A 20,177-nucleotide genomic window follows, 5' to 3' on the forward strand; every position below is an offset into this window, starting at 1 on the left:
CATAGGGGCCGTTCTTGACCGGCAGATTATGTGCGTAGATGTGAATTTCCGTGATCTTCATGGTTATCTCGCTTTTTCAGAGAAGCGCCGGTTGGCCGTCAGGGCACGAGCAGATCGATCTTGCCGCCGGTTTCCTCGACAAAAAATCCTGTTGTGCCGTGACAATCTCTGCCAACGGTGGGTCTTGCCAATCTTGGGCCTGATCTCGCCGCGCTCGATGTAGGAGACGAGGTTTTCGAACACGATATCGTCTTAAAAGGTGCAGCGAAGAAAGTCAGTGGCGCGGGCAGATCGCTGCGGAACTCAAGTTTCTCGAACCCGCCGTGCCCCGTCAGCACCACGCCGGACATGGCCTCCTGGCGTCGGCCCTCCGCTAGGCTGTGCGAGCGCGACGTCAGATGAATTTCTTCATGGTAGTTTCGGCCTCCAATCAGATCGACTTATTTACGATGAAGCGGCGGTTCCCTTGGAGCACGAGTCATGTGACGCTTCGAGCCGCTCCGAATCCTGCGTGTGATACGCATCGTCGTCGGGCAGGAGATCGATTAACAGTTGGACCAGCCCCCCTTCCGTCCTTCCTGTATTGAGATGGTAGGAGAACGGCGGACGTTGTCCGCTGCAGAAAAGCAAGTCAGCTCCGGCGAGCGGCCGGACGTGTTGCTTCCGAGGCAGATCGAGAATCTTCGCCAGCTCGCAGACCGTTAGGTCCGCATGCGCGCAAAGGCCCAGGATGCGAATACGATCAGGATGCGCTGCCATCCTTAAGCGATTGACCAACATCATCATCGGTCGGCATCACGCCAGATAGCCGAAGCTGGTCGATTCCTTTCCGTCAGGATGAACGCTCTTCTTGCCATTAGCTATAACCCACGATTGCATTGGCGATCGGAGCATGAAGCGGCACCAGATGTTGTCGCCACTGAACCCAGACGTTATGGAGCATACAACCACAAACGATTTTCGACCGCAAAGAGTCTATGAATTTCAGTGAAGAATCTGTTGCAACGCTCGACCGAGACGCAACGTGGATTTGGCCACGTGCGGATCAGGCAGTGAACTAGGGTACTGCGTTGCCGGGGAGGATCCGAAAGGGTAATCGGCTGACAGTGCCCGTGAGCAGGCGGTGTCAAGCGGCGTGTTTGGCTGGTTTGCGCTCCGCCCTGTGGCTAAGCGTTTGGGCAGCCCGTCGTCACCAATCAAATCGACGTACTGGTTGATTGCGATGCCACGTGCTGTCGGCCTCGTGGCGCTTTCCATCACACTTGATATGGCCGTGGTGGCGCAGGCCGACCGAGGAGATATCGGCATGCATCACGGCAAGGCCGTAGAGCGGGGTTGGCCACCCACGCGTTAGCCCCAATTGTGGCGCACGACATGGCTGGATGCTGGCGAGTTGGAATATGCGTAGTCGGTGGAGACGTCCGATGCCACCAACTGCTGGCAGGAGATACCTATGCGTGCAAAGGACCGGTGATGCGCGAGCAGTGGAGATATGACCGCTAGATTGGACGAACCAGGCTCAAAGGCCGCTTCGCGAGTGCGGGAGCAACCGGCTCCGATATGATCGTCTTTTCACCAAGAAAGCGGGCTTTGTAGGTGTTCGCAACAGTTGGAGACCCCGCACATCATAAGCGTGGCCGCCCTCTGAAAAGCTCGAGCCAAACGAGAACAGTCTGATGCGTCTGCTGGAAAGCTGGCGCCAGGAAGCTATTGCCGCCGGTAGGATGATCGCGCGCGTCGTGGTTGCCTATGAAGCGCGACGAGACGGCTTTGGGCTGGCCCGCTGACTGCGTGCCCGCGGCATCTAGGCCAGGTAATCCACGCAACCAGTGTCACCGTGTCTCGTGACCGCCGCCGCGCCAAGGCTGATCGGCGCGACGCCGCCCATCTCATGCGTGTTCTGCTTGGCTAGCTTTGGGGAGGGGTAGGGCACTTACACGATGGCGCCGTACCGGGAATCAACGAGGACGCCAGGCGCCCGACAAGGGAATCTGAGAATCTCGTCCCCGAGCACACCCGTCTGTGAACCGGATGAAGGCAGCGCTTGCCGCCACGGCATTCGTGACGTCAACCTGGCCCTGCGCATGCGCCGCGGCTCCAGGAAGCTCGAGAAGTAAGAGCCTTTCCTGAGCTTGGCTCGGCTCGACAGTCCCCCGCGCGTCTCCCAGTTCCTTTCCCGATAGCCGTTGCGCTGGCACCAGCCGCAGCGGGTTCTTCTCGCTGTAGCCGGCGCCGGTGGCCGCTGGGACTGTCAGGAATTCCATGTGCGGGCGGGCTGTTGAACATTATGCCGCCATTGCCCGGATGAAGCGCCCGCCGAAGATGACGGCGAATTGGGCCTTGGCCACGGTCCACTGTAAGCGAAGCGCCGAGGCACCTTGCAACAGGCCGATGAACATGGAGGTTTCGGGCCATGACATTGGAACATGCAAGGGGCGATATGGTCGCCGAGTTAAGCGGCATCGCACCGGCCGGAGATCGTGCAACGATGCCCGGGCGCTCGCGGCAACGGAGCTATGGAGTTGCACCGAGAAGCGCGCGTTGGTCGACCTAGCGAGCGCGGCGGGGTCGTCGGTGACCGAGGTCGCGGAAGCGTTCGGCGTAGCTCCCTCACAGCTCTATGCCTGGGGCAAGCAGATGGCCGGCGCGAGCTTGATGCCGATCAGGCGATGGCAACCTTCGCGTGCATCGACGTGAGCGATCTGCCCGGTGAGGCGGGTCGTTCGCGAGCTCTCTTGCGAATGCTGCCCGGGCTGCGGTGGCGGTCGATATCGAGTGATCCACGCTTGCGCGCAGCGCCGGCTACGCCGCCGCCTTGCTCGATCCGATCTACAATCGCATCCGTGAGATCGGCCGTACCCGCAGCAAGATTCACACCGACGACACGCGGCTACCGATCCTGGCGCGACATGCGCGCCATGGGCGACGATAGTGAGGAGATGCTCGATCTGGTCGCCCAGGCCTGGCAGGTGATCGAGACCGTTAGACCCAAGTACAGCTGCCGGGCCTGCGATAAAATCATCCAAGCGCCGGCACCAGCCGAGGCTATTGCACGCGGCAAGCTCAGCTATGCCGCGCTCGCCCATATCATGATGGCCAAGTGGGGTTATCATTTGCCCTTCCACCGTCAGGCCCAGATGATGGCCGCCAAGGGCGGTCACCCGCTATGGCAACCCGGAGTGATCGCCGCCGGCGCGCCGACTAACGGCTGACCTACCATAGACGCATCACAAGATGATATGGGGAGGTGCCTTGGCGCACCGCTTACTTTTGAAATTCAGGGATGAGCGGCCATGATCCTCGTCGCCATGGGCGGCAATCTCATCCGCAGAAACCGTGCGAAACATCGATGCGCTGCTCGTAGTCGCACGAGGCGTCGCATCGGGTCATCCAGCCGAAGGTGCGCTCGACGACCCAGCGACGGGGCAGAACCTGGAGCCCTTCTGGTCGCCGGATCGGCGGGGATGTCGATGACGAAATCGAGATTGGCGGCCTTGTCCTGAGCTTGAGCCGATCGTAGGCGCCGTCGGCTAACAGATGCTTCACCCAGGGCCAGCGCTTGCGGCTGCCGTCGAGAACGCCGGCGCTGTCGGAGATATCGGCCAGCGTCAGGTTGACCATCAACAGCCGCCCATCCGTATCGACGGCGATATGGCGCTTGCGGCCGACAATCTTCTTGCCGGCGTCGTACCCTCTTGTTTCAGCTTGCGGAGCCTTGACCGACTGGCTGTCGATCACGCCCGCCGTGGGACTAGCCTCGCGCCCGGCTCGCTCGCGGTCCAGCATCAGCGCCACGTCGTGGATGGTCTGGAACAGAAACCGCCGCGCCAACTCGCGAAACCAGCCGTAGACCGTCTGCCAGGCGCCGAAATGGATCGGCAGCATCCGCCAACCGCAACCGGAGCGGACCAGGTAGCGCACCGCGTTGACCACCTCCGGGAAATCAATCTCGCGCGGACGGCCGCGACGCCCAGGCTTGGGCATCAGCGGTGCGAACTGCTCCCACTCCTCGTCCGTCAAATCAGACGGGTAGCGCTTGGTCTTCTTGGCAATCTGGGCCATCCGGCCACGGCTCTGCTCTGTCCACATCCACAGCTTGATGGGGTGGACGGCCCCCGACCCAGCGGCATCGCAATGTGCCAAGATGGCGTTGTCAAAGGACCATCAGAGGGAAGGAACCGTCCGCATGGAAGTTATCACGATCGGATTGGATATCGCCAAGAACGTCTTTCAAGTTCACGGCGTCGATAATGCAGGAAACGCGGTGCTCCGTCGAAAAGTTCGGCGCGATCAGCTTATTCCGTTGCTTCGCGATATGCAGCCGTGCCTCATCGGCATGGAGGCCTGCGCGACGACGCACCATTGGGCGCGGGAGCTGATTGCACTCGGGCATGTGGTCAAGTTGATGCCGCCGGCTTACGTAAAGGCCTACGTCAAGCGCAACAAGAACGATGCGGCCGACGCGGAAGCGATCTGCGAGGCGGTGACGCGACCGACCATGCGGTTCGTGGCTGTCAAATCGGCGGATGCCCAGAGCATTCTGATGCTTCATCGGGCTCGCCACCCTCTTGGTTCGGCAGCGCACAGCGCAAATCAGCGCGATGCGGGCGCATCTGGCCGAGTATGGCGTCGTCGCACCGAAGGGCCGGGCCCATGTCCGTGGTCTAATCGAAGCTCTTGACAAGGGCGATGGGCCGCTCCCCGCGATGGCGCGACAGGTTCTTATCCTCCTCGCCCGAACGATCGAAGGGCTTGGCGCACAAATCCGGAAGATCGAGATTGAGCTTCTGGCATGGTATCGCACGAACCAGGTCTGCCGGCGGCTTTCAACTATTCCCGGAATCGGCTTCATCACGGCGACCGCCCTCGCTGCCACCGTCGTCGACGCAAAAGTCTTCCGCTCCGGTCGTCAATTCGCTGCTTGGCTCGGCCTTGTTCCAAAACAACATTCCTCCGGTGGCAAAGACAGAATGGGAGGAATCTCGAAGATGGGAGATCGCTATTTACGGCATCTCCTCGTCGTCGGCGCCACGGCGGTCATCCGATACACACGGCGAAAAGCGACGACCGTCAGTACCTGGGCGAACCAGTTGCTCGAGCGTAAGCCGGCACGGCTGGTCACAGTCGCTGTCGCCAACAAGGTAGCGCGAATCGCCTGGGCGGTGATGGCGCGTGAGGAAAACTACCGCGCGAAGCCGTCAATGGCTCGAGGGTAACGACGGTCGCGCGAAATGACATCCAGTTTGGGCAGGAGAGAACGACATCAGTGATGCAGATCCGGTCAAGCCGGGGATCGGGAGAACCTGAGTGATTCAACGCGCATCGCAGCGCGGCAGCTTGATGAGGGCCCGATCCACCGACACCATCATGGCCAGCGGCCTGAGGCCGCACAAAAACAGGCCGAACACATGAATGAACCTGACCGCTTCAGTATTGCCATTGTCAGAATCTTCTTGCTCAACGGGGGCCGTCCACACATGAATCACAAACCAGCCTCCGCCGAAATCCCAATTTTCCGATTTTCCAAACGGCCTCTAAGCGTGAGACAGAGGTTTACGCGCCGATACAAGAGCCTCCATGACTCCCGTCAGCCGATCGACGTCAACAGGCTTCTCAAACCTAGCCGTATTCCAGAAGCTTTCAGGGATATTCGAAGCGTTGAAGCCCGCCAGAAATACAAACGGGATTTGGCGCCGCTGCAGATGTTCAGCCGCGGCGAAGGCCGCCTCGCCTTGCAGGTTCACACTGAGGACGGCCCCGTCAATAGCAGCCGACGACATGATGGCGTCCAAGGCATCTTCGATGGTTTCCGCCGGGTAGTTGACAGTTGCACCCGCCCTGACGAAGGCGTACCGCAGTTCGGTAGCCAGGGCAAAGTCGTTTAGTCTTGGAGCATTTGTCCTTCCCCTTTGTTCCCCCGCCGTCTCACTCAGGCCGGACCAGCTACATTCGAGAACAGTTCCTCGGCATTCCGGTGCATGAGGCGGGTGATCAGCTCAGGAACAGCACCGCGGTCTTTCCAACCTCGATGCACCAGTGCCGAAAGGGCCTCAGCAATGCCTCGGCGCGCTATGACGCTGTGGCCGACAATGTTTTCCGCGACAATGAAATCCCCGCCAAACGTGAGGATTTTGCTAGCGGGCACCGAGACCAGGAACTCGGTCAGGAATCGAACTGAGGCTTTCGGGTTGATAATCCATGCCCAACACATGTCGGCATAGGCACTGGTATAGTGTTTGCAGAGCGCGATATATTCATCTTGATACGGATAACCGATATGCATGAGCACAAATCGGACATTACAGTTTGCAGACGTCGGTTGCATTATCGCGCACTCTTCCGAGGGGCATTAAATTACGCATGATATCCCGTGTGGATTTTCACGGGCAGTCCGTAATCCTGCGCTTTCTGCAGGCAGTAGTGAAACAGGTAATCTTCGAGCGCTTGCGCCTTCGATGCCAATAAAGGGACATGGCGCGACTAGTGTCGAAAAATGGCGTTCTGCTACATGTCGACGGACATGAGCAAATTCAAAAGCCCTATAGTACGCCCCGACGTATTTTACAGCGACCACGCGCCGGCCAAAGCGCTCGAAATAAAGGTCGACCGCCGCCAGCCAGTCAGCGAATGAGTCAATTTCGATGCCCAGTTCCCGCCTTGACCTTCGCAATGTCGGCAAGGCTGCACCGGGTAATTTCCTTCATGCTGAGGTCCTGCTGCAGGAGCACGATATCGGCTATCAAAAGCTCGATATTATCTACGAAAAGGAGCCGACGCCATAAAGCTCTCGGATCGTAATGCTAAAATTTCGTCCATAACCGGTAGGTTGAAGGCGCTCCCAATAGGGAGCGACGATCGCGTACTTATCTGCTGCGGTAACATCCGGATCATAGAACCATCCCCGCAGAAAAAAGGTCATCCTGCAGATATTCTTAAAACAGCAATGACCAGTCGTCACACGGTAGCAGCCAGTCGTTTATTGGGAAAAGGCGTCTGGATTCTTCGACGAGATGCTCGTGTGTGTCGGCAAGGAGGGTCGCCGCCACTTGTTCGTGGATCCAAGTCATCGCTTCTTGCTCATGTCGCTCGTTGAACCCCGCCAGAAGCTCTTTGGCTCCTGGCTGTTACTTTTTTGCCTCATACAGCGCTACCCAAGGCCGTATTATCTAGTCCAGCAGGCGGTCTTCAAAGGGATACGACGATAGCAGTTCATATCCGTCTGCCGTTACGAGAACCTGTTCCTCAAGCTTCACACCGTCTCGCTCGCCGACCGCACCTATGTAGGACTCAACGCAAACAACCATGCCGGCTTCGAGGGTCGCCTCGAAGGCAGCTGGTCCTCTAAATATCGGCTTTACCTGCGGATATTCGTCGCACATTCCGACGCCGTGCATGAGGCAGGTGTAGGCCTGCTGGTGAAATTCCTCGGGCACCGGCCAAGCCTTCTCTTGAAGGTCTTTCATGGTCAGACCCGGACGAATAAGCTTCAGGTTGGTGTGCAATTCGTCATAGGCGTAGCGGTAGAGTTGTCGCTGACGTGCCGTTGGACGGTCATTACCGTAGTAGAAAGTCCGCGAAACATCGCAAAAATAACCGAACGGGCCGACCATGTCTGTGTCGAACCCAACGAGGTCTCCTGGCTCGATAACCCGCTGGGTTGCTTCCTGAAGCCACGGATTGATGCGAGGGCCAGACGCCAGCATCCGTCCTTCATGCCAACCGCCCATGTTGGCAAGGTTGGTGTAATTGAGGATTCCCCACAGTTGGACTTCGGTGACGCTAGGTCCCATGCTGGCCTGCATGCGGGCTATGCCATGCTCAGCCACGGCGCATGCCCACCGAATGCATTCGACCTCATCAGGCGACTTGATGACGCGTGCCCCTTCGGCGATGTCGACGGCATCGATAACCTCGATTCCGCGCTGCAGCAACGCCAGTGTGACGCTCGGATTTACATATTCAACCGCTACCCTGCGGTTCGTGGACCCGATCTCGCTCAAGTACTGAACAATGTCATCCGCAAAGAGACGGGCGTTCTCCGTCAACTCACCGCCGCCCTCGAAGAATGAAATCGGACGTCCTACCCGTGACACGTCGGCGGTAGATCCATTCCCAAGACCGGCATGTAGAACGATCGGCCCGTCGACAGGCATGAAGAGGTAGGTCACGGGGATATGGGATTGGAAGAGTGGATAGACGTTGTAACCGATCGCGTAGCGAAGGCTGATCGGGCTTAAGAGAACGCACATGGCCACGTCTGGCGCGCGCATCGCAGCCCTTAGGCGATCTTTGCGGTACTTGTCGAGCCTTTGAGCATCGATTTCAGGCATCTGGCGGAACTGTCGCAAATCGCTCCAGTTGTCGCCGAGCAGGGACGTGTCAGGGCCGGGTGAGGCCAATCTGGTGTCGCTCATAGGTTCCTCGCTTACCTTGATGGCTCGGGCCTGTGCCTTACTTTCTGGACCAGAGCTTGCCCCCGGTTGCCCAGTTGTTCGGGGTGTACTCATCGAAAACAACGTGGACTTGTTCCGGCTTCAGGTTTGATTTCTCGCAGAACACCTTGGTGATCTCTGCGGCAATTTCTTCCTTCTTATCATCATCAGTCTTAAACGTTTCGATGTGGATGACTGGCATAACACGCTCCTTGTTGGGCTGCTGCTGAGCTTGATCATAGCTTGCGAGGATGACTACGCGTTTTGCGGATCTAGCCAGGCATCGTGCGCGACCACGCAGAGGCCCCCGATAGGCAGCTATAGGCAGCGGCGCCCCCTCATTCAAATGAGTATTATTGTCGAACTGGATAACCAGGAGTCATGAGTATGGGAGCCTGCAATTAGGCAAGCCCCTGCTGTTGTGACGTCATGACTTTAGCTTGTCCGAAGCATGACTTTTTGGTCGCTTGCGAAGGTGCGGTCTGGGGCCCTAGATCAGGAGATGTGCCGGGCGGCGGTTTCGTCGGGCTAATCGTATACAGGCGACTGGCATATGACCCAATCCAAGAAGATCGTTATCGTCACGGGCGCAACATCTGGAATCGGCGGCGCCATTTCGGAGGCGTTCGCGTCGGCGGGCGCGACACTGCTGCTGGTCGGCCGCGATCGAGAACGTGGTCAACGGGCTCTGGAGGTCGTCGAAAACCTTGGCTGCACCGCGCAGCTAATGCTGGGGGACGTGGCTGACTCTGTCTTTGCGGACGAGGTGGTAAATTCTTGCGTCGAGCGCTTTGGCAAGGTTGACGTGCTGGTAAACAGCGCCGGCATCATCCGGCGTGGCAATGCGATTGACACTAGCGATGATGACTGGCGGCAAACCTTCGAGGCCAACGTCAATGGCGTATTCTACTTTAGCCGAGCCGCCGTGAAATCCATGCGGGATACCGGCGGCGGCAGCATTATCAATGTCGCTTCGAATGTCGGTTTGGTCGGTTGTTCTGGGCTCGTGGCATACTGCGCTTCCAAAGGTGCGGTCGTGCTCATGACACAGGCCATGGCCCTGGATCACGCCAAAGAGCAGATCACCATTAATGCGGTCTGTCCCGGGGCCGTCGATACACCGATGCTGGTGTCGGCTCACCATAAATCTGTCACCGCGGAAGAAATACTGCAGAGGAACGTCGATTCGATACCACAGGGCCGCGTGGCTACGCCCAAGGAAATCGCAAGTCTAACGCTGTTCCTCGCAAGTGACGGCGCCAGGCACATCACAGGCGTCGCTATTCCAATAGATGGCGGCTTCACGGCAGGATAGGAGGACATTTTGGGTAGTCGTGTATCAGGCAAGGTCGCCATCGTTACCGGGGGCAATCAGGGCATAGGGCGTGCAATCGCGGAGAAGCTTGCTGAAGAGGGCGCCACTGTCGTCGTCGGCGACCTGCGAGACGATCGTTCTTCCGGTGCGCATGGCGGCGAGGGAATTACCGCTCTCACTCTTGATGTGACCAAAGAGGTGTCGATCCGGACTTTCGTCGATGATGTCCTCCAGAAGTTCGGCCGGATCGATATCCTGGTCAACAATGCCGGTTTGGTCATGCACAAGACCATAGATGACCAGACAGCCGAAGAGTGGGACCGGCTCATGGCCGTTAACCTCCGCGGGCCTTTCTTAATGGCTAAATATATCGTCCCTGAAATGAGACGTCAGGGCGGGGGGGCGATCGTCAATATCGGGTCGGTCGAAGGGTATATGGTCAACCCCTGGCACACAGCCTATGCGGCCTCAAAAGCCGGTGTTCATGGACTGACCCTCGGGCTGTCTGTTGACCTTGGTCCCGATGGAATTCGTTGTAACACCGTCTGCCCGGGCTGGATCGACACTGATCTGAACCGCGCATACGTTGAGATGCATCCGGATCGAGCCCTAATTGAGCGCGAATTGGGGCAGCTGCATCCCGTGGGTAGAATTGGCGCTCCCAAGGAGATAGCCAATGCAGTCCTGTGGTTGGCAAGTGACGATTCCACTTTTGTCAGTGGCGAAATGATCTCCGTCGACGGCGCTCGCACCAAAAAGATCTCTCTCCCGGCGATCCTGGATGAAGAATATCGGGCCAAGCTGACGAAAGCCCAGGCATAACGTGCGCCAGACGGCAAGCTGCTCGCAGGGGTCTCTGCTAAGAAACGAGAATCCCGCCAGCCTGCGAGGCAAGTCCAACGAACTCTCACCAAACGGCTATCCGCAGTGAGTTTGAAGACAAAGCCGCTGTTCCTCGGGATCGACACCGGCGGCACCTACACCGATGCCGTGCTGTGGTCCGAAACGGAAGGCCCGCAACAGGGACCGAACAAGGGCAAGGTGCTGGCCAAGGCCAAGGCGTTGACCACGAGGCACGATCTGGCGGTCGGCATTTCCGGCGCCGTCGATGCGGTGCTGCAGAAAGCCGGAACCGATCCGGCTGATATCAAGCTGGTGTCGATGTCGACGACGCTTGCCACCAACGCGCTTGTCGAGGGCCAGGGCGGCCGCGTCGCGCTGGTGATGATCGGCTTTTCCGAGGGCGACCTCGCCCGCGACGGGCTGAAGGCCGCGCTCGGCACCGATCCGGTGGTTTTTTGTCCGGGCGGCCACGATGTGCACGGCAATGCCGCCAAGCTCGATCTGTCTGGACTGGAGGCGGCGTTGCCGGAACTCGGCGCCTCGGTGTCCGGCTTTGCCGTCTGCGCCTATTTTGCCACCCGCAATCCGGCGCATGAGATCGCCGCCCGCGAGTTGATCCGTGAAAAGATAGGCCTGCCGGTCACATCGAGCCATGAGCTGTCGGCCAAGCTCGGCGGCCCACGCCGGGCGTTGACCACTTTGCTCAACGCCAGGCTGATCTCGATGATCGACCGGCTGGTGGCGGCAACCGAAGGTTTTCTTGGAGAACGCAACATCGCGGCACCGCTGATGGTGGTGCGCGGCGATGGCGCGCTGGTTTCGGCGGCGTTCGCCCGCCAGCGGCCGATCGAGACCATCCTGTCCGGCCCGGCCGCCAGCCTGGTCGGCGCCCGCCACATGACCGGGCTCGACAATGCTGTGGTGTCCGACATCGGCGGCACCACCACCGACGTCGCCGTGCTCGATGGCGGCCGTCCCAGGCTCGATCCGGAAGGCGCCACCGTCGGCGGCTTCCGCACCATGGTCGAGGCCGTCGCCATGCGCACCTTCGGCCTCGGCGGCGATTCCGAAGTGGCGCTGGAAGATGGCGCGCTCAACCCGAAGATTCTGCTTGGACCGCGCCGCCTGGTGCCGTTGGCGCTGGCCGGCATGGCGCACGGTATAGCTGTCACCTCCGAACTCGAACGCCAGCTGCGGGCGCCCAATCCCGGCCGCATGGACGGCCGCTTCGCGGTGCGCACCGGCGTGCCCGACCGGCTCGCCGCCGGCCTGACCGGCGCCGAAGCCAGGCTCTACGAGCTGATCGGTGCCGTGCCGCTCGCCGTCGACAGGCTTTTGAGTTCCAACGCGCAGAACGCGACGCTGAACCGGCTGGTGTCGCGCGGGCTGGTGCATGTCGCCGGCTTCACCCCGTCGGACGCCGCCCATGTGCTCGGCAAGCAGGCGAACTGGGATCCCATCACCGCGCGCCTCGGTGCCGAATTGTTCGCCCGCAAGCGTGACGGCCGTGGCCAGAACATCGCCGCTTCGCCGGAAGCGATTTCGGAACGGGTGCTGGTGACGCTGACGCGCTGGTCGGCCGAATATATCCTCGAGACCGCCTTTGCCGAGGATGGGCTCGATGGCGCGTCGACGGTGGCGCACGCCCTGGTGCAGCGCGCCGTCGACGCGCATCCCGGCATCGCCCGCCTGAGCGTTGCGCTCGACCGCCCGGTCATCGGCCTCGGCGCCTCGGCGCCACTGCATTATGCCGGCCTGCCGCCCCTAGTCGGCAATGAATGCGTCGTGCCGAAAGATACCGATGTCGCCAATGCGCTTGGCGCGGTAGTCGGCCAAGTGCGCGTGTCAGCCGAGGCGCAGGTCAGCCAACCCAAAGACGGACTCTTTCGCCTTGCGTCTGGTGGTAGGGTTCGCGATTTCCTCGATGAACCATCGGCCATCGCGGCCGCAGAGGCCGATGTCCGCGCCCTTGTCGCGGGTACCGCAAGAGATGCGGGCACCGACAGCGCCGAGATTGAGGTTACCACCGAATATCGGGTTTCGACCGTGGAAGGTCAGCGTCTCTTCATTGAGGCACAAGTGCTGGCGGTCGCGTCGGGTAGACCCAGGATAGCGGTCTAGCTACAGTCACTGTTCACGGAAACGGTGAACGGCGTTATCCCCTGCCTTGACGCAATTCCGGACGGATACGGAGCGCACGTTTCGTAAAATTGTATGGCGCGAGCCTCGGCAAAAAAGGGGCGGGTGCGCCTGCAAGCAGATGCGGGGGCGCTCAGAGCCCTAGGCTGTTCAGCGGCTTGGCCGTACTCACACGCGGATCGCAGGTTACCTCGAAGCGCTCCATGCATATGGCCGCTGTGAGACGGTAGTGATTCAGCAGCGCTTCCACGGCGCCTTCAGCATCGCCATCCACGGCGCGCTCGGCGATCAGCCGATGCTCGCCGATCTCGTCGCGCTCGCAATCACCCTGAGAAATCAGCCGATAGCGGGAGGCTTGGTCGGCAAGCTGATCGCAAAAATCGCTCAACCAGTGCGAGCGGCAACCCCCGATCAGCGCCCGATGAAAGGCGCGGTGCAGCTTTTCCCATTCCGGATTGGTAGAGCGAGGATCCTGCGGCAGGCGACGCCGGGCGCGCGCCAGCCGGTGCAGAGCCAGCACCAACTGCTCTTCCCATTCGCCGGTTCGGTTGATGATGGATTCACGTAGTGCCAGTTCCTCAAGCCAGCAGCGCGTGCGGGTTAGCTCCCCCAACTCTTCAGCGCTAACCGGTATGATGAAGAAACCGCGCTGGTCGTGGCGGCCCAGGAGACCTTCGGAGGCAAGTCGGTTGAGTGCCTCACGAACCGGCGAAGTGCCGGCTCCGTAGCGGGAGACCACTCATCCGACCCGCAATTTGCTTTGGCTTTCATATACGCCGCGCAGAAGATCGCCACGAAGCTGTTGATAGACCGTAGTGGCGAGTGTGATTTTAGCCGCGCCTTCGGTCATGTCGGTAGATCCGCAAGTCACAATGTCTCCTAGCTGTCAGATGCTCCGAAAGCCTAGAGCGTTTTGCCGTTTTCATGAGCGTCTACGCCGCGTAGGTACCCAGCCGATTGAAGTCAAAGCAGCTTATTGCGCTGCAGACGCCGGCGCGTCCGGCGGTCGTTTATAGCTGTGTCAACCAAGGCCGGGCCCGACCCACGCTGGTAGCGCAATACGGCATTGCTGAGGTGACACTCCATGGAAGGTCCTGAAGGACTTTGCGAAGTGCGAAGCAGACATGAAGCCGCAAGCCATTGCGATATCGATAATCGGCAAGCTTGTGCCTTCGATCAGGCGTTTGGCGTGCTCGACACGCACGCGAAGGTAATGGCGCACTGGAGGCATGTGAACGTGAGCTGCGAACAGGCGCTCCAGCTGACGTCGTGATATGCCGACGCGTCGGGAGACCTCCGTCATGCTTAAAGGGTTTTCTACGTATTCTTCCATAATGCGCATCGCCATCAGAAGCTTGTCGCTTGCGCCGGCGAACGCAAGGCCTGTTGGCCCCGTCTGTCGGTTCGAACCAGATCGTTGCCCGTCAACCGTTGCGTACCGGCAGATCTCTTGGGCGATCGCCCCGCTGACGTGCCCCGAGATCAGGTCGACGGCGAGATCGAAGGCCGCCAGCTCCCCGGCGCAGGTTGCAAATTGTCCGTCCTTTACGAAAAGCGCATCCCGCGCCTGCGTCTGTTGGAACATCTCCGAGAAAGCGGCCAGTCTCGACCAATGGATCGTGCAACGCGTACCTGAAAGCAGACCTGTCTGCGCTAGAAGCCAGGGTGCTGTGCCAAGTGCCGAGATTGGAATCCCGCGGCGTGCGAATGTCCGCAAGACGTTAGTTATCTGGGGCGGCAGGCGCGTGCTCACGGGTTCCCCGGCGATGATCGCCAGGTGGTTTGGTGCCTTCCCACCGATACAAACGTCCAGGTCATCGACGGTCAAATCTACCGCCACCGACAACCCGCTCGCGCCCACGACCGGCCGTGCGTCAAGTCCTGCTATGCGCCACCGGAACAACGCCAGCTTTGAAAGTACATTGGCAATGCGGAACGGTTCGATGAACGCGTGGAGTGCCAATTGCGAAAAGCCAGGCAAGACCAGCACAACGAGGTCGACGGGCTGGCCGCCGCGCATGTGGCTGTCAAATGTGGTCAAAGCCCTCATGGCATTCATGTCGGGAGGTGCGTTCATCAGCTTGTTCCATACCTTTCGCAAGCTTGCCGGTTGATCGGAGAGCCTTAGTGCGATTCAGCTAACTGGTACGCATCGCACTCCGTCACGGCCACTGATGGTCGCACGCAATATCGCGCGACGACTGCCGTGAGCTGCCGTTTCTTCGGCCTGCGCCGGCCGTTCTAGAGGACCGCGTCGCCGATCTGGAGTTCCTTGCGCTTCATGAAATCGAGCAGCGCTTCGTCAATGGCTTCGTCGAGAGGCGGGGCCTGATACTCCCTCAGCGCTTTTACTGCCGCGTCGCGCCCCCGGGTGTCGGCGTCCCTTGACCCACCGAACGACCATTGCTCAAAGCTGTCGTGGTCCATCAGATCTGGCACAAAGAACGCTTGCTCGAAGTTCTTGAGCGTGTGGGCGGTCCCGAGATAATGGCCGCCGGGCTCGCTCTGGCGGATCGCATCAAGCGTCTCATCCAGCTCACTTTTCACCAGACCCTGTCCGAGCTTGTAGAACATGACCATCTGCTCTGCGTCGAGCATGAACTTGCTGTAGCTCTGGGTGAGGGCTCCCTCGAGATAACCGGTGGTCGAAAGAACAAAGTTCGCCCCAGCCATAAGCACGCCATACATGTTGCGGGCTGCCTCATATCCCGCCTGGGCATCGACGAGCTTGGAACTCGTGCACATGCCGCTGCAGCGCCAGGGGAGCTTGTAGCGCCTCGCCAGCTGACCGACCAACATATTCATGTGGTCGATTTCCGGCGTTCCTGCCATGGGTGCGCCGGTCTTCATGGAAACCGTGGCGAGCCACTGCCCATAGATTGCGGGGGCTCCCGGTCGCACGAGTTGCGCGAAGGCTACACCAGCCAGCGCCTCGGCATTGAGCTGCGCGACCGCTGCCAGGGTACTTGCCGGGGTGCTAGCGCCGGCCAGGACAAACGGGGTGAACAGGATTGCCTGATTGCTCGCCGCGTAGACCTTGACCGCGTCGAGCATCGTCGAGTCCCATACCAGCGGCGAATTGCAGTTCGCAATCGATACAGTGACGGTGTTGTTGTGGACGAATTCGTCACCGAACACGATCTTAGCCATGGAAACGGTGTCTTCAGCCCTCTCGCGCGAGGTGACGGCCCCCATGAAAGCTTTGTCGGAGTATTTGATCAGGCTGTAGTTCATATGCAGATGGCGCTTGGGAACGGCCACGTCCATCGGCTCGCAAAGGACGCCGCCCGTCATATGCATGGCGGGCGCCTGATAGGCCAGCTTCGCGAAGTTCACGAAATCGGCGATCGTCGAGTTCCGTCGCCTGCCTTCCAGGTCCAGCACGTTCGGCGAACCATATGCGGGGGTGAAGATGGTCTTTCGGCCGCCAAGGGTCACGGTCTTTGCCGGGTTGCGGGCGTGCACAGTAATCGTCTCGGGGGCCTTCGCCACGAGGTCCATGAGGAGGTTTCGGTCGATCCTGACGCGTTGATCTTGCACGTCGGCGCCGGCGGCCCTCCAATAGGTTATCGCTTCGTCATCCCGGAATTCAATGCCGATTTCTTCCAGTATCTGGATGGAGTACTCATGAAGGCGCTCCAACTCGTCGGCGCTCAGCAGGTCCATATACGGCAGCCCGCGGTCCATTGGAGGCATATATGTGACCGACCTTTCGGAACGCATTTTCTGCCGGGCATCGCGGCCTCCTGGACGTGCGGACATGCTGGTAACCCCTTGATTGATGGTATAATATAGTCGAAATATCCCTCTGACGACCAACGATTAATAGTCATCATGGTCATGCGCTGAAGTTATGCGGCGGACTTAGATACCTAAAGCCTGTCCTGAATACCGCGCAGTAGGGATGCGGCCGTGACGATACCAACGTCAACGCCCGACTCGTCTACGACAACTAGAGGGCTATTGTTGTTTCTGTTCGACAAATCCACCAGTTCTTTGATGGCAACATCCATCTTGATGCGGGGTGCCTGGGCCAATGGGACGCTTCCACCGGCGCCGGCGTACTGGTCGAGAGGCAACACCACTGAATCGGCCTTCAGGAGCTTCAGTCGACTGCTTCCTTGGACGAACTTTTCAACGTAAGGGTCCTTGGGGTTCCCAAGGATATCTTCAGCGGTGCCGATCTGGAGCATTTTCCCGTCTTTCATGACCCCGATCTGGTGGCCGAGCCGTACCGCCTCATCGAGATCGTGGGTGATGAACAGCGTGGTTTTGTTCAGCTTGGTTGACAGTTCCTTGAACTGATCCTGCAGCTCTCGGCGGATGAGGGGATCAAGGGCCGAAAACGGCTCATCCATCAGCAATATTGCGGGATTCGCCGCCAAGGCCCTCGCCAAGCCCACTCTCTGCTTCATGCCGCCAGAGAGTTCATCCGGATATCGGTCGCCCCAGCCGATCAACTGCACCAGCTCAAGCTTTTCCTCTGCAATCTCGTACCGCTGACGGGCGCTTACCCTTCTGAGCTCCAAACTGAGCGCTACGTTGTCACGGACCGTGCGATGAGGAAGCAGCGCCACATTCTGGAAAACCATGCCCATGGACCGGGCGCGGAGTTGACGCATTTCGTCTTCGGATTTGGTGTTGATGTCTTCACCACCAACGATAATCTGGCCAGCGCTGGGCTTGATCAGGCGGTTGACGTGGCGCACCAACGTTGACTTACCGCTCCCCGAGAGCCCCATAACACAAAAAATTTCACCCGCCTCCGCCTTGAAGGAGACCCCGGCAACAGCGACGACGCATCCATGTTTCTCTAGGAGACCAGCTTTCGAAAGATGGTCGCGTTGGATGGTTGCAAGGTCAAATTTCGAGCCCGAGCCGAAAACCTTCCAAACATCCCGGAACTCTATCGCATGCGCTTTCAAAGTTGGGCTCCACTTTTAGTTGCTGCCCGGTAGTCGATTACCGGGCAGCTATCTGCAGGCAGCTTTACTTGGCTGCCTTCTCGGCTTCGGCGATCCACTTATTCCACTGGTCCAAATGGGCCTTCTTCCAGGCTTCGGCGTGACCGTGGATATCCTCATTGGTCTTCTCACCTTTGTGGATGAGAAGGTTTTCGTCATCGATGTCCTGGATCGGGATCTGGACCTGTTCGAACCACTTGTCGGCCGCGGGGTTCTTTGCAAGGAACGCCGTGTTGGCAAACACATGGTGGGAGTTCACGGAGAAGCCGAGATTTCCGATTCCTGGAACCGTCGTGTCGGCCCCGGCTTGTTCATCTGGCAAGGCGGTGAATGGAACAGTCAGCCACACGACTTCGTGGCCGTGGCGGAGAACACCGTTCACCCACATGGGCACCCAGCCGTAGTACAGAGTTGGTTTGCCCGACTGGATTCTCTGGATCGCATCGGCAAGGAGCGCAAAATATTCGCCCTGCTTGTGCGTTACGGCGTCCCGTATTCCATACGCGTCGAGGTGGTGTTCGATGATCCGCTCACATCCCCAGCCCGGATCGCAGCCATAAAGGTCAGCCTTTCCATCGCCATCCACATCAAAGAGCTTGGCGAGCTTGGGATCTTTCAATTGGTCGATCGTTTTGATGCCGTATTTATCGGCGGCCGGCTTGTCGATGGAGTAGCCCTGGATCGAATTTGTCGCGAGTGTGCCAACCCGGTGGGCTTTCGCATCACCGCCGGCTTTCTCGGCGAACGCAATGTGCAGCGGGTACCAGTGCGGCGTGTAATAGTCCGCGTCGCCGCTGGCGACAGCCAGATGGGCAAGCGGTATTTGCGCACTTCCTGGTTCCTCGACGGTATATCCAAGGTCCTCAAGGCCAATTTTGACGATGTAGGCCTCAAACATTTCTTCGGCGATGCCGTCGACCAAAGGCTTTACCGTGACCCCTTTTCCTGGGAGGTCAGCCGCAACGACATGCCCAGCAGTAAATGCTATAATCCCTAATACTGCAACTGCAGCAGTTAACCGACAAAGACGGCCTTCGGTCTTGAGTCGAATGCTCATAAGTCGCTCCCATTGTTGTTTGTTGGATAGGTTCTACCAGCCACTTTTAAGGCACTTTGCTCCAACGGCGAGGCCTGGGTAAGCCTTGAGCAAGCCGGTGAAGAGGGCGGCCGGGCCTCGCTTGTGCCAGGCCAGATCGGTGAAACGTCTGCGCCGCGTCATCGCTGATTGGGCGAGCCGGTCCAGGATTACCGCCAGAAACACAATGCCGATACCGCCGGTCGCAGCCAATCCAATATCGAGGCGACCTATGCCGCGAAGAACCATCTGGCCCAGGCCCCCTACAGCGATCATAGAGGCGACGACAACCATCGACAGGGACATCATCAAGGTCTGGTTGACGCCCGCGACGATGCTGGGCAGGGCAAGCGGCAATTGGGCCTTGAAGAGAATCTGACTGTTGGTGGCGCCAAAAGCGCGCATCGCCTCAACGACCTCTTCAGAAACCTGCTGGATGCCGAGGGTGGTAAGCCTGATCACCGGGGGAAGCGCAAACACGATCGTGACGATAACGCCGGGCACATTGCCGATGCCGAACAACATGACGACGGGGACGAGGTAAACGAAGGACGGGATGGTTTGCATCGTGTCTAGCACGGGACGGCATATGGCCGCTGCGCGGTCGCTCCGTGCGGCGAGCACGCCCAGCGGAATTCCAATGATTGTGCAAATCACTACAGCGGTGAAAACGAGCGACAAGGTCGTCATCGTTGCACCCCAGATGCCCAGAAAGCCGATGATCAGCAAAAGACCTACGACTTGAACGGCGAGCCGCCATCCGGCGAGTTGCCAGGCAAGCAGACCAAAGCACCCAATCGTGATGACGGGCGGAATGCCATTTAGTGTCACATCGAATGCAGTCAGGAGCTTGTCGACGGGCCACTTCAAGCTCTGAAAAAACGGCCGGTACTCTTGGACAACCCATCCCAATCCAGAATCGACCCAGTCGCCGAACGGAATCTGCCACTTCTTAAATGGGTCCAAAACATCTTCGGGCGTCACAAAGCATCCTTTCAACCAAGAACCCGAGCGGCGCCCGCAGTGTACTCACTACGGCTGACGTAGACACTGCTGAGGTACAGCCAGTAAAACTGCAATATATACGGCTCGGGGAAATAAACCCTGCGGGCGTGCAAACGCCAACCTCAAGACTATTTTCCCCTGTCCCACATTGGTATGAGACTTCTTTATGGGTGGGACGCTCATCGGGGCTAAGTCGTACCACCTGACTGTTTTGAGGAACGCTAGCGACGCAGGCTTGGCAAAACAACCGTATAAAAAGTTATGCGCCGGGGGACGAAATGTTATCAGGGTCTTTGCCCCGCCGTCTCAAGCCCAGGGTGGTAGGCCAAGCCGCGCCAAGCCTGCATCCTTTTCAAGCGCGTCATGACTTTCTCACCAGGGCGGAAAACTCATTTGAAGCACAT

Annotated in this window: 20 protein-coding genes and 1 pseudogene; 8 read left to right on the forward strand and 13 right to left on the reverse strand. The window is 59.2% G+C overall.

The window, feature by feature from the left end:
- Window positions 1-98 precede the first annotated feature (98 nt).
- Window positions 99-350 (reverse strand): hypothetical protein, encoded by a 252-nt coding sequence (locus AC0L2U_RS32665; RefSeq protein WP_473603432.1) that lies wholly within the window; start codon window positions 348-350, stop codon window positions 99-101.
- Between the two features lie 2,047 nt (window positions 351-2,397).
- Here AC0L2U_RS32665 and AC0L2U_RS32670 point away from each other — a divergent pair.
- The 3 genes from AC0L2U_RS32670 to AC0L2U_RS32680 all read left to right on the forward strand — a co-directional run bounded on the left by AC0L2U_RS32670 (window position 2,398) and on the right by AC0L2U_RS32680 (window position 3,212).
- Window positions 2,398-2,697 (forward strand): transposase, encoded by a 300-nt coding sequence (locus AC0L2U_RS32670; protein WP_473603464.1) that lies wholly within the window; start codon window positions 2,398-2,400, stop codon window positions 2,695-2,697.
- Window positions 2,698-2,815: 118 nt separating this feature from the next.
- Window positions 2,816-2,932 (forward strand): hypothetical protein, encoded by a 117-nt coding sequence (locus AC0L2U_RS32675; RefSeq protein WP_473603433.1) that lies wholly within the window; start codon window positions 2,816-2,818, stop codon window positions 2,930-2,932.
- Window positions 2,910-3,212, forward strand: a complete 303-nt coding sequence (locus tag AC0L2U_RS32680; protein WP_473603435.1) for an IS66 family transposase zinc-finger binding domain-containing protein — start codon at window positions 2,910-2,912, stop codon at window positions 3,210-3,212. The genes AC0L2U_RS32675 and AC0L2U_RS32680 overlap by 23 nt, the downstream gene beginning before the upstream one ends.
- A 109-nt stretch (window positions 3,213-3,321) precedes the next feature.
- Here the strand turns inward: AC0L2U_RS32680 and AC0L2U_RS32685 are convergent, their stop codons facing one another.
- The gene (locus tag AC0L2U_RS32685; RefSeq protein WP_473603436.1) at window positions 3,322-4,062 is read right to left on the reverse strand and encodes an IS5 family transposase; all 741 of its coding nucleotides are present in this window, start codon (window positions 4,060-4,062) and stop codon (window positions 3,322-3,324) included.
- A 124-nt stretch (window positions 4,063-4,186) separates the two neighbouring features.
- Between AC0L2U_RS32685 and AC0L2U_RS32690 the strand changes: the two are divergent.
- Window positions 4,187-5,216 (forward strand): annotated as a pseudogene (locus AC0L2U_RS32690) (IS110 family RNA-guided transposase).
- A 96-nt stretch (window positions 5,217-5,312) separates the two neighbouring features.
- On the opposite strand, the gene AC0L2U_RS32695 reads toward AC0L2U_RS32690, so the two are convergent.
- The 3 genes from AC0L2U_RS32695 to AC0L2U_RS32705 all read right to left on the reverse strand — a co-directional run bounded on the left by AC0L2U_RS32695 (window position 5,313) and on the right by AC0L2U_RS32705 (window position 6,325).
- A complete protein-coding gene (locus AC0L2U_RS32695) occupies window positions 5,313-5,486 on the reverse strand; it encodes a hypothetical protein (RefSeq protein ID WP_473603438.1) in 174 nt (57 codons plus the stop codon).
- 48 nt (window positions 5,487-5,534) lie between these two features.
- Complete coding sequence (locus AC0L2U_RS32700) at window positions 5,535-5,792, reverse strand: response regulator (RefSeq protein ID WP_473603439.1); 258 nt, start codon at window positions 5,790-5,792, stop codon at window positions 5,535-5,537.
- A gap of 137 nt (window positions 5,793-5,929) precedes the next feature.
- Window positions 5,930-6,325, reverse strand: coding sequence for an amidohydrolase family protein (locus AC0L2U_RS32705; protein ID WP_473603440.1), 396 nt, complete (start codon window positions 6,323-6,325; stop codon window positions 5,930-5,932).
- A gap of 316 nt (window positions 6,326-6,641) precedes the next feature.
- Here AC0L2U_RS32705 and AC0L2U_RS32710 point away from each other — a divergent pair, with 316 nt between their 5' ends.
- The gene (locus tag AC0L2U_RS32710; RefSeq protein ID WP_473603442.1) at window positions 6,642-6,782 is read left to right on the forward strand and encodes a hypothetical protein; all 141 of its coding nucleotides are present in this window, start codon (window positions 6,642-6,644) and stop codon (window positions 6,780-6,782) included.
- Between the two features lie 384 nt (window positions 6,783-7,166).
- Here the strand turns inward: AC0L2U_RS32710 and AC0L2U_RS32715 are convergent, their stop codons facing one another.
- Together AC0L2U_RS32715 and AC0L2U_RS32720 are read right to left on the reverse strand one after the other, a co-directional pair.
- Complete coding sequence (locus tag AC0L2U_RS32715; protein ID WP_473603443.1) at window positions 7,167-8,414, reverse strand: M24 family metallopeptidase; 1,248 nt, start codon at window positions 8,412-8,414, stop codon at window positions 7,167-7,169.
- A 37-nt stretch (window positions 8,415-8,451) separates the two neighbouring features.
- Window positions 8,452-8,634 (reverse strand): tautomerase family protein, encoded by a 183-nt coding sequence (locus tag AC0L2U_RS32720; RefSeq protein ID WP_473603445.1) that lies wholly within the window; start codon window positions 8,632-8,634, stop codon window positions 8,452-8,454.
- 351 nt (window positions 8,635-8,985) lie between these two features.
- Between AC0L2U_RS32720 and AC0L2U_RS32725 the strand changes: the two genes are divergently transcribed.
- The 3 genes from AC0L2U_RS32725 (at window position 8,986) to AC0L2U_RS32735 (ending at window position 12,711) form a co-directional block, all read left to right on the forward strand.
- The gene (locus AC0L2U_RS32725; RefSeq protein ID WP_473603446.1) at window positions 8,986-9,747 is read left to right on the forward strand and encodes an SDR family NAD(P)-dependent oxidoreductase; all 762 of its coding nucleotides are present in this window, start codon (window positions 8,986-8,988) and stop codon (window positions 9,745-9,747) included.
- 9 nt (window positions 9,748-9,756) lie between these two features.
- Entirely contained in the window at window positions 9,757-10,569 is an 813-nt protein-coding gene (locus tag AC0L2U_RS32730; RefSeq protein WP_473603447.1) for an SDR family NAD(P)-dependent oxidoreductase, read from the forward strand.
- Window positions 10,570-10,674: 105 nt separating this feature from the next.
- A complete protein-coding gene (locus AC0L2U_RS32735; RefSeq protein WP_473603448.1) occupies window positions 10,675-12,711 on the forward strand; it encodes a hydantoinase/oxoprolinase N-terminal domain-containing protein in 2,037 nt (678 codons plus the stop codon).
- A 151-nt stretch (window positions 12,712-12,862) separates the two neighbouring features.
- On the opposite strand, the gene AC0L2U_RS32740 is transcribed toward AC0L2U_RS32735, so the two are convergent.
- From AC0L2U_RS32740 to AC0L2U_RS32765, 6 genes are all read right to left on the reverse strand, one after another.
- Window positions 12,863-13,468: a GntR family transcriptional regulator gene (locus AC0L2U_RS32740; RefSeq protein ID WP_473603449.1), complete on the reverse strand. Its 606-nt coding sequence runs from the start codon at window positions 13,466-13,468 to the stop codon at window positions 12,863-12,865.
- Between the two features lie 282 nt (window positions 13,469-13,750).
- Window positions 13,751-14,806: a GlxA family transcriptional regulator gene (locus AC0L2U_RS32745; RefSeq protein ID WP_473603450.1), complete on the reverse strand. Its 1,056-nt coding sequence runs from the start codon at window positions 14,804-14,806 to the stop codon at window positions 13,751-13,753.
- 164 nt (window positions 14,807-14,970) lie between these two features.
- The gene (locus tag AC0L2U_RS32750) at window positions 14,971-16,491 is read right to left on the reverse strand and encodes a trimethylamine methyltransferase family protein (protein ID WP_473603451.1); all 1,521 of its coding nucleotides are present in this window, start codon (window positions 16,489-16,491) and stop codon (window positions 14,971-14,973) included.
- A 110-nt stretch (window positions 16,492-16,601) separates the two neighbouring features.
- Window positions 16,602-17,654, reverse strand: a complete 1,053-nt coding sequence (locus tag AC0L2U_RS32755; protein ID WP_473603452.1) for a quaternary amine ABC transporter ATP-binding protein — start codon at window positions 17,652-17,654, stop codon at window positions 16,602-16,604.
- A 64-nt stretch (window positions 17,655-17,718) separates the two neighbouring features.
- The gene (gene proX / locus AC0L2U_RS32760) at window positions 17,719-18,750 is read right to left on the reverse strand and encodes a glycine betaine/L-proline ABC transporter substrate-binding protein ProX (RefSeq protein WP_473603453.1); all 1,032 of its coding nucleotides are present in this window, start codon (window positions 18,748-18,750) and stop codon (window positions 17,719-17,721) included.
- Between the two features lie 33 nt (window positions 18,751-18,783).
- Window positions 18,784-19,752, reverse strand: coding sequence for an ABC transporter permease (locus AC0L2U_RS32765; RefSeq protein ID WP_473603454.1), 969 nt, complete (start codon window positions 19,750-19,752; stop codon window positions 18,784-18,786).
- Between the last annotated feature and the right edge of the window lie 425 nt (window positions 19,753-20,177).

The organism is Mesorhizobium sp. WSM4808, from assembly GCF_055811675.1.